At 71.8% G+C, this 13,741-nt stretch carries 13 protein-coding genes and 1 pseudogene; 7 read left to right on the top strand and 7 right to left on the bottom strand.

Annotation, left to right across the window (positions count from 1 at the left end; all coding sequences use genetic code 11):
- Positions 1 to 26: 26 nt before the first annotated feature.
- A complete protein-coding gene (gene era, locus ACWCPI_RS18315) occupies positions 27 to 986 on the bottom strand; it encodes a GTPase Era (protein ID WP_451039093.1) in 960 nt (319 codons plus the stop codon).
- A gap of 51 nt (positions 987 to 1,037) precedes the next feature.
- Between era and ACWCPI_RS18310 the strand changes: the two are divergent.
- Both ACWCPI_RS18310 and ACWCPI_RS18305 read left to right on the top strand, forming a co-directional pair.
- A pseudogene (locus ACWCPI_RS18310) lies at positions 1,038 to 1,187 on the top strand (ammonium transporter); the annotation flags it as partial.
- Positions 1,184 to 1,522 (top strand): P-II family nitrogen regulator, encoded by a 339-nt coding sequence (locus ACWCPI_RS18305; RefSeq protein ID WP_388799063.1) that lies wholly within the window; start codon positions 1,184 to 1,186, stop codon positions 1,520 to 1,522. The pseudogene ACWCPI_RS18310 and the gene ACWCPI_RS18305, both read left to right, overlap by 4 nt.
- 21 nt (positions 1,523 to 1,543) lie before the next feature.
- On the opposite strand, the gene ACWCPI_RS18300 is transcribed toward ACWCPI_RS18305, so the two are convergent.
- The 5 genes from ACWCPI_RS18300 to ACWCPI_RS18280 form a co-directional block, all read right to left on the bottom strand.
- Complete coding sequence (locus tag ACWCPI_RS18300; protein WP_451039092.1) at positions 1,544 to 2,020, bottom strand: hypothetical protein; 477 nt, start codon at positions 2,018 to 2,020, stop codon at positions 1,544 to 1,546.
- 194 nt (positions 2,021 to 2,214) lie between these two features.
- Positions 2,215 to 3,456 carry an MFS transporter gene (locus ACWCPI_RS18295; RefSeq protein WP_451039091.1) on the bottom strand — a complete coding sequence of 414 codons (1,242 nt, stop codon included), beginning with the start codon at positions 3,454 to 3,456 and terminating at the stop codon, positions 2,215 to 2,217.
- Positions 3,453 to 4,769 (bottom strand): GH1 family beta-glucosidase, encoded by a 1,317-nt coding sequence (locus tag ACWCPI_RS18290; protein ID WP_451039090.1) that lies wholly within the window; start codon positions 4,767 to 4,769, stop codon positions 3,453 to 3,455. Before ACWCPI_RS18290 ends, ACWCPI_RS18295 begins: the two co-directional genes overlap by 4 nt.
- 46 nt (positions 4,770 to 4,815) lie before the next feature.
- Positions 4,816 to 5,082, bottom strand: a complete 267-nt coding sequence (locus ACWCPI_RS18285; RefSeq protein WP_451039089.1) for a protealysin inhibitor emfourin — start codon at positions 5,080 to 5,082, stop codon at positions 4,816 to 4,818.
- Positions 5,083 to 5,103: 21 nt separating this feature from the next.
- Positions 5,104 to 6,174: a M4 family metallopeptidase gene (locus ACWCPI_RS18280; protein ID WP_451039088.1), complete on the bottom strand. Its 1,071-nt coding sequence runs from the start codon at positions 6,172 to 6,174 to the stop codon at positions 5,104 to 5,106.
- 321 nt (positions 6,175 to 6,495) lie between these two features.
- On the opposite strand from ACWCPI_RS18280, the gene leuA reads away from it, so the two are divergent.
- Entirely contained in the window at positions 6,496 to 8,217 is a 1,722-nt protein-coding gene (gene leuA / locus ACWCPI_RS18275) for a 2-isopropylmalate synthase (RefSeq protein WP_451039087.1), read from the top strand.
- A 184-nt stretch (positions 8,218 to 8,401) separates the two neighbouring features.
- Entirely contained in the window at positions 8,402 to 9,100 is a 699-nt protein-coding gene (locus ACWCPI_RS18270) for a TerB family tellurite resistance protein (RefSeq protein WP_451039086.1), read from the top strand.
- A 16-nt stretch (positions 9,101 to 9,116) separates the two neighbouring features.
- Here ACWCPI_RS18270 and ACWCPI_RS18265 read toward each other — a convergent pair whose 3' ends face one another.
- Complete coding sequence (locus ACWCPI_RS18265; RefSeq protein WP_451039085.1) at positions 9,117 to 9,479, bottom strand: DUF6234 family protein; 363 nt, start codon at positions 9,477 to 9,479, stop codon at positions 9,117 to 9,119.
- A gap of 209 nt (positions 9,480 to 9,688) precedes the next feature.
- Between ACWCPI_RS18265 and ACWCPI_RS18260 the strand changes: the two genes are divergently transcribed.
- The 3 genes from ACWCPI_RS18260 (at position 9,689) to ACWCPI_RS18250 (ending at position 13,727) form a co-directional block, all read left to right on the top strand.
- Positions 9,689 to 11,764, top strand: coding sequence for an MMPL family transporter (locus ACWCPI_RS18260; RefSeq protein WP_451039084.1), 2,076 nt, complete (start codon positions 9,689 to 9,691; stop codon positions 11,762 to 11,764).
- Between the two features lie 116 nt (positions 11,765 to 11,880).
- Positions 11,881 to 13,071 (top strand): sensor histidine kinase, encoded by a 1,191-nt coding sequence (locus ACWCPI_RS18255; RefSeq protein ID WP_451039302.1) that lies wholly within the window; start codon positions 11,881 to 11,883, stop codon positions 13,069 to 13,071.
- Positions 13,068 to 13,727: a response regulator gene (locus ACWCPI_RS18250; protein ID WP_451039083.1), complete on the top strand. Its 660-nt coding sequence runs from the start codon at positions 13,068 to 13,070 to the stop codon at positions 13,725 to 13,727. Before ACWCPI_RS18255 ends, ACWCPI_RS18250 begins: the two co-directional genes overlap by 4 nt.
- Positions 13,728 to 13,741 lie beyond the last annotated feature (14 nt).

The following is a 13,741-nucleotide window of genomic DNA, read 5'->3' as shown; positions in this document are numbered from 1 at the left end:
CGTCCGGGGGCGGGGCGAGGAGAACCTCAGAAGCCCAGCTTGCGCAGCTGCCGGGGATCGCGCTGCCAGTCCTTGGCCACCTTCACATGCAGGTCCAGGAACACCGGCGTGCCCAGCAGCGCCTCGATCTGCTTGCGGGACTTGATGCCGACATCCTTCAGGCGCTTGCCCTTGGGGCCGATGATGATGCCCTTCTGGCTGGGACGCTCGATGTAGACGAAGGCGTGGATGTCGAGGAGGGGCTTGTCGGCGGGGCGGTCCTCGCGCGGGAGCATCTCCTCCACCACGACGGCGATGGAGTGGGGGAGCTCGTCCCGGACCCCTTCGAGCGCGGCCTCGCGGATGAGCTCGGCGATCATGACCTGCTCGGGCTCGTCGGTCAGCTCGCCGTCGGGGTAGAGGGCGGGGCCCTCCGGCAACAGCGGGACGATCAGGTCGGCCAGCAGGCCCACCTGCTTGTCACCGACCGCCGACACCGGCACGATCTCCGCCCACTCGAACCCCAGCTCCTTGCCGAGCTGGTCGATCGCGACGAGCTGCTCCGCGAGCCGCTTGCTGTCCACGAGGTCGGTCTTCGTGACGATCGCGATCTTCGGCGTCTTCTTGATCGACGCGAGTTCCTTCGCGATGAAGCGGTCACCGGGGCCGAGCTTCTCGTTCGCCGGCAGGCAGAAGCCGATCACGTCGACCTCGGCCCAGGTCGTGCGGACGACGTCGTTGAGCCGCTCGCCGAGCAGCGTGCGCGGCTTGTGCAGGCCGGGGGTGTCCACCAGGATCAGCTGGGCGTCGGGCCGGTGCACGATGCCCCGCACCGTGTGCCGCGTCGTCTGCGGCTGGTTCGCGGTGATCGCCACCTTCTTGCCGACCAGAGCATTCGTGAGCGTGGACTTGCCCGCGTTGGGACGGCCCACGAAGCAGGCGAAGCCGGCGCGGTGGAGGGCCTCGGACGGCTCGGATGACTTGCTGCGAACGCTCATGGCGCCCATTCTCCCTGATCCACGGAGCCCGGTCGTACACGCGATCAAGGTGAGGGGCCCGCGGGCGGGGAGCGGGAGCGCACCGGCCCGGACCTTACGGTGCACGCCCGGAGCGCCTACGATCACGGGGTCCTGGGGCACGGCGCCCCGGTCACCTCGTCCCTCTCCTCCTCCGTCCTCGCCGCCCAGAAGGTCAAGAAGCAGGCATGAAGCTGATCACCGCGATCGTCAAGCCCTACCGGCTCGACGAGGTCAAGACCGCCCTCCAGGCACTCGGCGTGCACGGTCTGACCGTGACCGAGGCGAGCGGCTACGGCCGGCAGCGCGGCCACACCGAGGTGTACCGCGGCGCCGAGTACCAGGTCGACCTGGTGCCGAAGGTGCGGATCGAGGTCGTCGTCGAGGACGCGGCGGCGGACGGCGTCATCGACGCGATCGTGAAGGCGGCCCGGACGGGCAAGATCGGTGACGGCAAGGTCTGGGCGCTGCCCGTCGAGACGGTCGTACGCGTGCGGACGGGCGAGCGCGGGCCGGACGCGCTGTAGAACGCGCCCGGCCCGGCCGGATCAGTCGAACACGAACGGGCCCGGCGACTGCGGCCCGGTCGCCGTGCAGGTGATGGTGATGCCGAAGACGGTCATCTTCAGCGAGCCGCCGAAGGCCTCCAGACTGTCGCCGGAGGCCACGGTGCCGCTGAGCGGGCCGACCCGGACAGGGGCGCCGGCGGCCATCGCCGGGTTCTTCGTGCCGGTGAAGGCGACGGTGCCGCCGCCCGCCTTCACCAGGGTGAGCGTCGAGGAGATCGAGTCCTCGCCGAGCCCGATCGGCGCGGTGATCGCGGAGGAGTCGACGGTCATGGTGGCGGCGGTGCCGTTCTGCGTCGCGGTGAGCGTGGCCTCACCGCCGCCGAAGCCGCCGCAGTCGGCGGTGATCGTGGCGGTGCCGGGCGCGACGGCGAGGGCCGCGGGCGCGAAGGCCAGTCCGGCGGCCGCGAGGGCGCCGGTCACCAGCGCCGCACCTGCTCCGATACGCGTTCGTCTCATGGGATCCGCTCCCTTTCGAGGTGGGGGCATTCCGTGTGGGGGTGGGGAACTGCTCGGCAGGTGGATGCGGACACACTGCGAGGGGAGAGCTGAATCTGACGGCCCGTCGGGAACCGTCGTCGTTCCCATTGATGCGCGTGGGGCGAGAGTCGGCAAGGGTTGTTTCCGGCCTCAACCACCAGCGGGTCCTGGCCTCAGTCCACGCCTCTGATCCGTCCGACCAGCACCGCCCCCGCCATCCCGACCGCCGCCGCCACCAGGTACAGCACCTCGTAGCCGCCCAGGTGGGTGACGATCGGCGCGGCCAGGGCGGGGGCCGCGACCTGGGGCAGGGCGTTGGCGACATTGATCACACCGAGGTCCTTGCCCCGGTCCGCGGCCCGCGGCAGGACGTCGGTCATCAGGGCGAAGTCGACCGACATGAAGACCCCGAGGCCGACGCCCAGCAGGCCCGCCACCACGATCGCGGCCGGCCAGGTCTGCCATACGGCGAGCAGGGCGGTTGCCGCCGCCATCAGCACCCCGGCCCACCGCACGAACGGCTTGCGGCGGCCCACCCGGTCCGACCACACACCGCCCACGACGACCGTGGCCAGCAGCGTCACGCTGTTCACCGCGGTCAGGATCAGCACGCCCTGCTCGGGATCGTCGTGATGGAGGCGGTCCCGCAGGTAGTACAGCAGGTAGAGGATGACCAGCGCGTTGCTGAGGTTGATCAGGAAGCGGGTCAGCCACGCCCAGCCGAAGTCGGGGTGGCGGCGCGGGCTGAGCCAGAAACCGCGGGCGAAGGACCGCCAGGACCACGCCGGCCGGTCCGCGACCGCGAGCCTGAGATCCCCGGACCGCAGCACGTACGGCAGCACACCCGCCAGTGTGAACACCGCGCACGCCGCGTAGCCCGCCGCGATCCCGCCCGCCGCCGTCGCCAGCCCCGTACCGGCGACCGCTCCGAGGATCTGCGCCGCCCCCAACCAGCCGCCCACCGTGCCCCGTTGCAGCCGCGGCACCCGGTCCGGCACCGCCGCCGTCACCGCCGCGAAGGCCGCGTTCAGGGTCAGCTGGACCAGGCACCAGCCGACCGCCATGGACCACAGCGCGCCCGCGCCGGCGAGCAGCAGCAGCGACAGCGCGCCGCCCGCCGCACCGGCCACGATCCAGGGCGTACGGCGGCCCCAGCGGGCCGTGGTGCGGTCCGACAGCGCGCCGAAGAACGGGTTCGCCGCCAGCGACACCACCGCGCCCGCACCGGTCACCCACGCCAGCAGCGTCTCCTTCGACATGCCCGTGCCGGGCGCGAAGTCCTCCGCCTGCCGGGCCAGCAGGATCTGCAGCGGGCCGTACCAGCCCACCCAGATCGCCACGTTGGCCAGTCCCAGCGACGCCGTCCAGCCCCGGCCGACCCGCTCCATGGGATCGGCCAGGGCGTCCACCGTCATCCCTGGGCCCGCAGCACGTCCCGCAGCCAGCCGTAGGACGCCTTCGGGGTCCTGGCGAGGGTCCGGTAGTCCACGTGCACCAGTCCGAACCGCCGCGCGTACCCCTCGGCCCACTCGAAGTTGTCGAGCAGCGACCAGACGAAGTAGCCGCGTACGTCCACGCCCTGCGCCATGGCCCGGTGCAGGGCGCGGATGTGGCCGTCCAGGTAGGCGATCCGCTGCTGGTCGTCGATGCCCTCGTACGAGCAGCCGTTCTCGGTGATGACGACGGGCGGCAGCCGGTCGCCGTACCGCTCACGGAAACCGGTGAGCAGTTCCGTCAGGGCCTCGGGGACCACCGGCCAGCCGAAGTCCGTCGTCGGCACGCCCTCGATCTCGCGCACCGAGAAGGGCAGTTCGGCGGGCATGGACACCCCGCCGAACTCGATCTCGGTGCCCTGCGGGGCGCCCACGCGGGTCGGCGCGTAGTAGTTGACGCCGTAGAAGTCGAGCGGCTCCGCGATGATCTCCAGGTCCGACCCGACGTCCCCCGGCATCAGCTCACCGATGCCGTCCGGGTACCGGCCCAGCAGCAGCGGGTCGGCGAACAGCCGGTTGAGCAGCAGGTCGTAGAAGTCCGCGGCCTCGACGTCCGCCTGTTCCGGCGACGCGGGCCAGGTCGGCCCGTGCGAGTTGGCGATGCCGATGTCCCTCGCGCCGGCCGCGCGCAGGGCCCGCACGGCGAGACCGTGGGCCAGCAGCTGGTGGTGGGCGACCGGGAGGGCGTCGAAGAGCAGCTTCCGGCCCGGCGCGTGGGTGCCCAGGGCGTGGCCCAGCAGCGTGTGCTCGGCGGGTTCGTTGAGGGTGATCCACTTGCTGACGCGGTCGCCCAGGCGCTCGGCGACCACGGACACGTACTCCGCGAAACGGGCGGCCGTGTCCCGGTCGAGCCAGTCCAGCGAGACCGGCAGGTCCCAGTGGAAGAGCGTCGGCACCGGCCGGACGCCCGCCGCGCACAGCTCGTCGACCAGACGGTCGTAGAAGTCGAGGCCCTTCGGGGAGTTCACCCGCGGCCACGAGATCGAGAAGCGGTACGCGCCCACGCCCAGGCCGGCCAGGAGGGCCACGTCCTCGGGGTAGCGGTGGTAGTGGTCGCAGGCCACCGCGGCCGTGGAGCCGTCCTTCACCCGTCCCGGCTCGGCCGTGAAGGCGTCCCAGTGGGACCTCTCGCGCTCGTCCGCCGCTCCCTCGATCTGGTGGGCCGAGGTCGAGACGCCCCACAGGAAGCCGGCCGGGAACTGGGGTATCGGGTCAGTCGCCATGCGCCGGATCATCCGTACCGGCGGTAACGGAAGTCAACGCCCCGGCGTCAACTGCCCGTTACGCACCTTCCTTAAGGACCCGGGAGATCAGCCTGCGCTGCTCGTCGGTGAGCCGGGGATCGGAGCAGTACACCGTCCGGCCGTCCACGGTGATCTGGTAGCTGAAGCCGTCCGGCACCCCGATGGGGGGCGTGCCCCGGCCGGCGGCGACCGCGCGCTCGGCCAGGGCGTGCCACTCCTGGGCGTCGGGCCGCCCCGAGGTGTCCACCTCGGCATGCCGCTCGATGCCCGCGAACCCGCCCGTGCGCCTTACCTGAATACGCATGGGTCCCTGTCTAGTACGGGCTCACAGGATCCGCACCCCGACCTGTTCCCATGCCTTCTGCACGGCCTGGAGCTCGTCGCTGCCGTCGCCGAAGCGCTCCCGCGCGGCCTTGACGGTGAGCCCGGCGAAGTCCGGGAACAGCGCCCGCTCGGACAGCTCGCCGCAGGTCAGGACGTCGTACCAGATCTGTCCTGCCTTCTCCCAGGCGTGCCCGCCGAGCGCGGTGGCGGCGAGGTAGAAGGCGTGGTTGGGGATGCCGGAGTTGATGTGGACGCCGCCGTTGTCGCGGCCGGTGCGGACGTAGTCGTCCATGGTCGCGGGCTGCGGGTCCTTGCCGAGGACGTCGTCGTCGTACGCGCTGCCCGGCTCCTTCATGGAGCGCAGGGCCCTGCCGGAGACGCCCGGGGCGAGGAGTCCGGCGCCGATCAGCCAGTCGGCCTCGGCGGCGGTCTGGCCGAGCGTGTACTGCTTGATGAGCGAGCCGAAGACGTCGGACATCGACTCGTTGAGTGCGCCCGGCTGGCCGTAGTAGGTCAGGTTCGCCGTGTACTGGGTGACGCCGTGGGCCAGCTCGTGGCCGATGACGTCGATGGGGATGGTGAAGTCGAGGAAGATCTCGCCGTCGCCGTCGCCGAACACCATCTGCTCGCCGTTCCAGAAGGCGTTGCCGTAGCTCTCGTCGTAGTGGACGGTGGCGTCCAGAGGCAGGCCGTCGCCGTCGATCGAGTGCCGCCCGTACGCCTTGAGGAACAGGTCGAAGGTGGCGCCGAGGCCGGAGTGGGCGCGGTTGACGGTGGCGTCCCGGCCGGGCTCGTCGCCCTCGCCGCGGACCTTGGTGCCGGGCAGGGCGGTGCCGTGCCCGGCGTCGAAGATCGTGCGCAGCGGCTGGTCGGACGGTGCCTTCTCGGCCGGGGCGGCCGCGAGGGCGAACTCGGTCGTGACGCGGCGCCTGCCGCGCAGCTCGCTGTCGCGCATCAGGGTCCGGCGAGCCGGGCCGGAGAGTGCGGGGTCGTCGTTGCGTGCCAGTTTGTCGAGGACGTGCGGCGGAACGACGGTGCAGAAGACGGGCTCGAAGCCCCCGTGGGTCGTCATGTCCCGCACCATCGCACTGCGTCATGGGCGTGTCACTAGTCGCAACCATGATTGGTGAAATATGCGGACAGGGAGCCGCACGCTCCGTGACGAAGTGGTATGGCGCACTTTTTGTCCCATTCGTCCTTCGGGTCCCGCATACTGATACGACGCCCCGCACGGAGAGCGGCTCGGCTAGCATGCTTCGCATCATGCGTTTCGGGCTGCTTCTTCTTAGCTGCCGCGGCGAGGGCCTGTAGTCCAGGTCGACTCCCTCCCCGCGGAGCTTGGCGTTGCGTCGTCGGCCGTCCTTTCCGGACACCCTGAGGAGCCCGAAGCATCATGGCGAACCGCCAGCAGCCCAGCCCCATGCCGATCCACAAGTACGGCCGCTACGAGCAGGTCGACATCCCGGACCGCACCTGGCCGGACAACCGGATCACCGTCGCCCCCCGCTGGCTCTCCACCGACCTGCGTGACGGCAACCAGGCCCTGATCGACCCCATGTCGCCCGAGCGCAAGCGCCGGATGTTCGACCAGCTGGTCAAGATGGGCTACAAGGAGATCGAGGTCGGCTTCCCGGCCTCGGGCCAGACGGACTTCGACTTCGTGCGCTCCATCATCGAGGAGCCGGGGGCCATCCCCGACGACGTCACCATCTCCGTACTGACCCAGGCCCGTGAGGACCTGATCGAGCGCACGGTGGAGTCCCTGAAGGGCGCCAGGCGCGCCACCGTCCACCTGTACAACGCCACCGCCCCCGTCTTCCGGCGGGTGGTGTTCCGCGGCTCCAAGGACGACATCAAGCAGATCGCCGTCGACGGCACCCGTCTGGTGATGGAGTACGCCGAGAAGCTGCTGGGTCCGGAGACGGAATTCGGCTACCAGTACTCGCCCGAGATCTTCACCGACACCGAGCTGGACTTCGCGCTGGAGGTCTGTGAGGCGGTCATGGACGTCTGGCAGCCCGGTCCGGGCCGCGAGATCATCCTCAACCTGCCCGCCACCGTGGAGCGCTCGACACCCTCCACGCACGCGGACCGCTTCGAGTGGATGTGCCGCAACCTCTCCCGCCGCGAGTACGTCTGCGTCTCCATCCACCCGCACAACGACCGCGGTACGGCCGTCGCCGCCGCCGAGCTGGCGCTGATGGCCGGCGCCGACCGCGTCGAGGGCTGCCTGTTCGGGCAGGGGGAGCGCACCGGCAACGTCGACCTGGTCACCCTGGGCATGAACCTGTTCTCGCAGGGCGTCGACCCGCAGATCGACTTCTCCGACATCGACGAGATCCGTCGCACGTGGGAGTACTGCAACCAGATGGAGGTCCACCCGCGCCACCCGTACGTGGGCGACCTGGTCTACACGTCCTTCTCCGGCTCCCACCAGGACGCCATCAAGAAGGGCTTCGACGCGATGGAGGCCGACGCCGCCGCCAAGGGCGTCACCGTCGACGACATCGAGTGGGCGGTGCCCTACCTGCCGATCGACCCCAAGGACGTCGGACGCTCCTACGAGGCGGTCATCCGGGTCAACTCGCAGTCCGGCAAGGGCGGTATCGCCTACGTCCTGAAGAACGACCACAAGCTGGAGCTGCCGCGCCGGATGCAGATCGAGTTCTCGAAGATCATCCAGGCGAAGACGGACGCCGAGGGCGGCGAGGTCACCGGCGGCGACATCTGGGCGGTCTTCCAGGACGAGTACCTGCCCAACCCGGACAACCCCTGGGGTCGCATCCAGGTCAAGAACAACCAGTCGACCACCGACACCGACGGCGTGGACACGCTGAAGGTGGAGGCCACGGTCGACGGCGAGGACACCGTCCTGACCGGTTCGGGCAACGGTCCGATCTCGGCCTTCTTCGACGCCCTGCAGTCCATCGGCATCGACGTACGCCTGCTGGACTACCAGGAGCACACGCTGGCCGAGGGCGCGTCCGCGCAGGCCGCGTCGTACATCGAGTGCGCCATCGACGGCAAGGTCCTGTGGGGCATCGGCATCGACGCCAACACCACGCGCGCCTCGCTGAAGGCGGTCGTCTCGGCGGTCAACCGGGCGGCTCGCTAGTCAGCCCGGCCGGTGGTTCGAGCCCCGTTCGCCGTACCTCGGGCGGGCGGGGCTCCGTCATGATTCGGCCATTGACCTGTGCAGGTCACGGAAAGGTCTCGTCCGGGGTACTGACTCCACGTCCGTGATGTGGCTAACATCACGCAAGCGCTGCGATGTTGCCGCGTGGTTACGGAGGTGCGACGTGCTGCCAGGACGGGGACGAGACGGCCGTGCCGCCAGGGCTGCGCGCATCCTGGGCACGCGCACCGCGTGGTCGCCCATCGGTGACGGCGAGTTCTTCTGCCCCGGATGCGGGGGCGACCGCAACTACCAGCGGCTGACCGGGCACCGCCGCTTCACCGTGCTCGGCGTGCCCCTGCTGCCGCGCGGCGAGACCGCCCCCGTCGTGGAGTGCGCGGCCTGCCGCCGTCACTTCGGCACCGACGTCCTCGACCACCCGACCACCACCCGCTTCTCCGCGATGCTCCGCGACGCCGTCCACACGGTGGCCCTCGCGGTGCTGGCGGCGGGCGGCACCTGCGCCCGGCCGTCCCTGGAGACCGCGGCGGCCACCGTACGCGCGGCCGGCTTCGACGACTGCACGCAGGAGCAGCTGGGCGCCCTGGTCGAGGCACTGGCCGCGGACACCGGGCGGGTCTTCTCCGAGCCCTGCGGGGCCGGTCTGGCCATAGAGCTCCACGAGGCACTCGACCCGCTCGCCCCCCATCTCGCCCCGCCCGGCCGGGAGTCGATTCTGCTCCAGGGCGCCCGGATCGCCCTGGCCGACGGCCCGTACACACCCGCCGAGCGGGACGTCCTCGCGACGGTCGGGGCCGCCCTCACCATCCGCGCCGAGGACGTGACACGACTGCTGGCCGCGGCGGCACGGACCCCGTCGTAGACAGGGACCCGAGCGGTCAGCGGTACGCCGCGAGCACGAGTACGGCCGTGCCGACGAGCACCTGCAGACCGGCGCTGACGGCGGCGCGCAGCAGGTACAGCGGCCCGGCGGACAGCACGACGAGGCCACCGGCGATGCCGACCGGGAGCCAGTGGAGCGCGAGGGTCACCTCGGAGTTGTCCGCCCCCGGATCGAACGGCTTCCAGTCACCGCTGACGTCGACGCCCAGCAGGACGGCCACCACGACCCCGATGACGTCGAGGACGAGCAGCCCGGCCGCCAGGGCGATGTCCCCGGCGACGGGCAGCCACCGGCGTCCGGTGCGCGGGGGCGGCACGTCGGCGCCGCGGAAGCGGGGCAGGCCGGAGGGGGTGGTCATGCGGCCAGCATCACGGAAAAGCAGGTCCAGCGCCTGAGTACGGATACTCAGGACCCGCGCAGCCCCGCAGTACTCCCCGGGGAGTAACCGCGCCCCTCCGCCGCCCCCGGCAGTAGCCCCCGACTCACCCCCGGGTCCGACGAACCGCGGCCGGGGTGCCGGGAGTCTGGAGACGACCCAGACACCCGACCCGGAGGGAGGCCCGCCACATGGGGGCCGCAAGGACAAGCACACGGCGACGACGTGCCGTGCCCTGGCTCGTGCTCGGGCTGTGGATCGCCGTGCTGGCGATCGCGTCGCCGTTCGCGTCGAAGCTGGCGGACGTCCAGCGCGACCGTGCCATCGACTACCTGCCGGCGAGCGCCGACTCCACCCAGGTCGCCAGGGTCCAGGAACGGTTGCCCGGCGGCGAGGCGACCGAGATGATCGTCGTCTATCACCGGGACGGCGGCCTGACCGCGGCCGACAAGGCGACCGCCGCCGAGCAGATCGACCGGATCGCGGGCGCGCACGACCTCACCGGCGAACCGCGCGGCATCCCGTCCGAGGACGGCACCACCCTGATGTACCCGCTCGCCAGCACCGAGCCGGGCCAGGACGAGGAAGCCCGCGACGCACTCGTCAAGGACGTGCGGGACATCGCCCGGGGCGGCGACGGGCTCGGCGTCGAGGTCGGCGGTGAGGCGGCGCTCGCCACCGACGCGAGCGAGGTCTACAACTCGCTCGGCGGGCCGCTGCTCTACACCACCGCCGCGGTCGTCGCGCTGCTGCTGATCCTCATCTACCGCAGCCCCTTCCTGTGGCTGGTGCCGCTCGCCGTCGCGGGCATCGCCGACTACCTGTCGATGGGCGTCGCCTACGGCCTCAACCAGGGGTTCGGGACGGCCGTGTCCGGCCAGAGCTCCGGCATCATGACGATCCTCGTGTTCGGTGCGGGAACGGACTACGCGCTGCTGCTCGTCTCCCGCTACCGCGAGGAGCTGCGGCGCATCGAGCGGCCGTACGACGCCATGGCCGCCGCGCTCAAGGGCTGCGGGCCCGCCGTGCTCGCCTCCTCCGGCACCGTCGCCGCAGGACTGCTGTGCCTGCTCGCCGCCGACCTGAACTCCAGCCGGGGCATGGGCCCGCTCGGCACCGTCGGCGTGCTGTGCGCGCTCGCCGCCATGCTGACGCTGCTGCCCGCGATCCTCGTGCTGCTCGGCCGACGGGTCTTCTGGCCGCTCGTACCGCGGTACGGCAGTACGCCCAAGGCCCGTAAGTCCCTGTTCACCGCGATGGGCAGCTCCGCCGGACGCCGGCCCCTCACCGTCCTCGCGGGCGGTGCCGCCCTGCTCGGCGCGCTGGCGCTCGGCGCCCTGAACCTGCCCGGCAACCTCAAGCAGGAGGACTCCTTCACCAGCACGCCCGACGCGGTCGCCGCCATGCAGACGCTCGCCGCGGCCTACCCCGAGCGCGGCACCCAGCCCCTCACCGTCATCACACCGCAGGACCGGGCCGAGGAGACGCTCGCGTCGATCAACGGCACCCGCGGTGTCGACAGCGCGCGGGAAGGACGTACCGGGAACGGCTGGAGCGAGATCTCCGTCCTGGCCACCGCACCGCCCCAGTCCGCCGGGGAGACCGCCACCATCGAGGCCCTGCGCGGCAAGCTCGACGGCTCCTACGTCGGCGGACCCAGCGCCGAGCAGATCGACCTGAAGGACACCAACGCCCGGGACCGCCTGGTCGTCGTACCGATCGTGCTGCTGTCCGTGCTGCTGATCCTGGTCGCCCTGCTGCGCTCGCTCGTCGCGCCGCTGATCCTGGTCGCGGCCGTGGTCGCGGTGTGGGGCGCGGCGCTCGGCATCGGCGGGCTCGTCTTCGGGCCGCTGTTCGGCTTCGACGGCACCGACCCGGGGCTGGGCCTGCTGTCCTTCGTGTTCCTGGTGGCGCTCGGCGTCGACTACGGCATCTTCCTGATGCACCGGATGCGCGAGGAGTGCCTGAACGGCGCCGAACCCGCGTCGGCCGCGCTCACCGCCCTGCGCACGACGGGCGGGGTCATCGCCTCCGCCGGGCTCGTCCTCGCCGCCACCTTCGCGGTGCTCACCAGCATGCCGATGGTCGCCCTCGTCGGGCTGGGCTTCGTCATCGCGGTCGGGGTGCTGCTGGACACCTTCCTGGTCCGCACCTACCTGGTCACCAGCGCGAGCGTGGCGCTCGGACGCATGGTGTGGTGGCCGGGCGCGCTGTCCCGGGCGCCGCGGTCCCCGCAGCGACGGGAACGCCAGCCGGAGCCCGTGTGAGCCGGCCCCGCACCGCAAAGGCGCCCCTGCCCTCCCGGAGGGGCGCCCGCGTGGCGCAGGATGAGCCGGTGCAGCAGACGACGGCGAGCGGCCGGCCCCGTACGGGCGAGCGGGTCATGGCAGCGATCAACCGCGACCCCCTGACCGCCCCGCACCGCACCCGCAACGACGCGCTGCTGGCCCTGATGTGGGCCGCCCTCGCCGCGGTCCTGGCCCTGGCCGGCGACCAGGAGACGCGGCCCGACGCGCTCGGCTGGACCCTGCTGTTCGCCGCGCACGTGCCCCTCGTGTGGCGGCGCCGCCGTCCGGTGCTCGTCCTGCTCGTGGTGATGGTCTGCATCACGCCGTACCACGCGCTGCAGAACAACCACGCCGCGCCCATCCTCGCGACCATGGTGGTGCTGTACACCGTCGCGGCCACCGGCACGGTACGCCGCACGCTGCTCGTCGGTGCCGCCGTCCTCGGCGTGACACTGCTCCTCAACGCCCTCACCAACCCCGACGGGACGATGGAGCTCCTGCGGATCTCCGGCTGGGTCGTGGCGTTCCTGTTCTGCGGCATCGACGTCCGCTACTACCGCCAGTACGTCACCGCCATCGTCGAACGCGCCGAACGCGCCGAACGCACCCGCGAGGAGGAGGCCCGCCGCCGGGTCACCGAGGAACGCCTGCGCATCGCCCGGGACCTGCACGACCTGCTCGCCCACAGCATCACCCTCATCGGCGTGCAGACCTCGGTCGCCGCGCACGTGCTCGCGGCCGACCCGGAGCGGCTGGACCGCGAGACGGTCGCCAAGGCGCTCGACGACATCGCCGAGACCTGCCGCACGGCCCGCGGAGAACTCCGCACGACGCTGGACGTGCTGCGCGAACAGGGCGCGGCGGGCGAGACGCGCGGCCCCCTGCCCGGACTGGACGGGGTGCACGACCTGGTGGGGGCGGCCCGGCTGGCCGGTGCCCGGGTGCGGACGGCGGTACGGGTGCGCCGGGCGCCGCCGCCCGCCGTGGGCGCCGCCGCGTACCGGATCGTGCAGGAGGCGCTGACGAACGTCGTACGGCACGCCGGCCCCGAACCCGCCGTACGCGTCGAGCTGTACGAAGAACGGGGCGCCCTGCGCGTCTCGGTCACCGACGACGGCACCTGCCCCTCCGCCCCCGGCGACCGCAGCCCCGGCTACGGTCTGGTCGGCATGCGGGAGCGGGCGCGCAGCGTGGGTGGCACACTCGACGCCGGACCGCGCGACGAGGGGGGTTTCGAGGTGTGCGCCGTACTGCCCACCGGGACGGACCGGGAGGGGAACCGATGATCCGCGTGCTGCTCGCGGACGACCAGACGCTCGTACGCGAGGCGTTCGCCATGCTCGTCGAGTCCGCCGAGGACATGGAGGTCGTCGGCCAGGCCGGAACCGGCCGCCAGGCCGCCGAACTGGCCCGGGGCGCCCGCGCCGACCTCGTCGTGATGGACATCCGCATGCCCGACCTCGACGGCATCGAGGCGACCCGTCTGATCGCGGCCGACGAGGACCTCGCCGGGGTGCGGGTGCTGGTCCTCACCACCTACGACACCGACGAGAACATCGTGGAGGCGCTGCGCGCCGGCGCCTCCGGATTCCTGGTCAAGGACACCCGCCCGGCCGAACTCCTCGACGCCATCCGCACGGTGGCGGCCGGTGAGGCGCTGCTGTCGCCGGGGCCGACGGCACGGCTGATCGAGCGGTTCCTGCGCAGCCCGTCCGCGCCCTCGACGAGCGGGCCCGACTGCCTGTCCGAGCGTGAGCGCGAGGTGCTGACGCTGGTCGCGCGAGGGCTCAACAACACGGAGATCGCGGAGGCGCTGGGGCTGAGCCCGCTCACCGCCAAGACCCACGTCAGCCGGATCATGGGCAAGCTGGGGGCGCGGGACCGGGCACAGCTGGTCATCGTGGCGTACGAGTCGGGGATGGTGACACCGAGGACGCCGTGACGCTCCGGGGCACC

This window comes from Streptomyces sp. NPDC001920 (assembly GCF_053594495.1).
Note: the sequence above shows the minus strand (reverse complement) of the source record. Positions and strands in the feature narration are given on the sequence as shown.

Bases quoted from the DNA above. Each gene is read 5' to 3' on its own strand.
- era (WP_451039093.1), bottom strand. From the start codon at position 986: ATGGGCGCCATGAGCGTTCGCAGCAAGTCATCCGAGCCGTCCGAGGCC.
- ACWCPI_RS18305 (WP_388799063.1), top strand. From the start codon at position 1,184: ATGAAGCTGATCACCGCGATCGTCAAGCCCTACCGGCTCGACGAGGTC.
- ACWCPI_RS18300 (WP_451039092.1), bottom strand. From the start codon at position 2,020: ATGAGACGAACGCGTATCGGAGCAGGTGCGGCGCTGGTGACCGGCGCC.
- ACWCPI_RS18295 (WP_451039091.1), bottom strand. From the start codon at position 3,456: ATGACGGTGGACGCCCTGGCCGATCCCATGGAGCGGGTCGGCCGGGGC.
- ACWCPI_RS18290 (WP_451039090.1), bottom strand. From the start codon at position 4,769: ATGATCCGGCGCATGGCGACTGACCCGATACCCCAGTTCCCGGCCGGC.
- ACWCPI_RS18285 (WP_451039089.1), bottom strand. From the start codon at position 5,082: ATGCGTATTCAGGTAAGGCGCACGGGCGGGTTCGCGGGCATCGAGCGG.
- ACWCPI_RS18280 (WP_451039088.1), bottom strand. From the start codon at position 6,174: ATGACGACCCACGGGGGCTTCGAGCCCGTCTTCTGCACCGTCGTTCCG.
- leuA (WP_451039087.1), top strand. From the start codon at position 6,496: ATGGCGAACCGCCAGCAGCCCAGCCCCATGCCGATCCACAAGTACGGC.
- ACWCPI_RS18265 (WP_451039085.1), bottom strand. From the start codon at position 9,479: ATGACCACCCCCTCCGGCCTGCCCCGCTTCCGCGGCGCCGACGTGCCG.
- ACWCPI_RS18260 (WP_451039084.1), top strand. From the start codon at position 9,689: ATGGGGGCCGCAAGGACAAGCACACGGCGACGACGTGCCGTGCCCTGG.
- ACWCPI_RS18255 (WP_451039302.1), top strand. From the start codon at position 11,881: ATGGCAGCGATCAACCGCGACCCCCTGACCGCCCCGCACCGCACCCGC.
- ACWCPI_RS18250 (WP_451039083.1), top strand. From the start codon at position 13,068: ATGATCCGCGTGCTGCTCGCGGACGACCAGACGCTCGTACGCGAGGCG.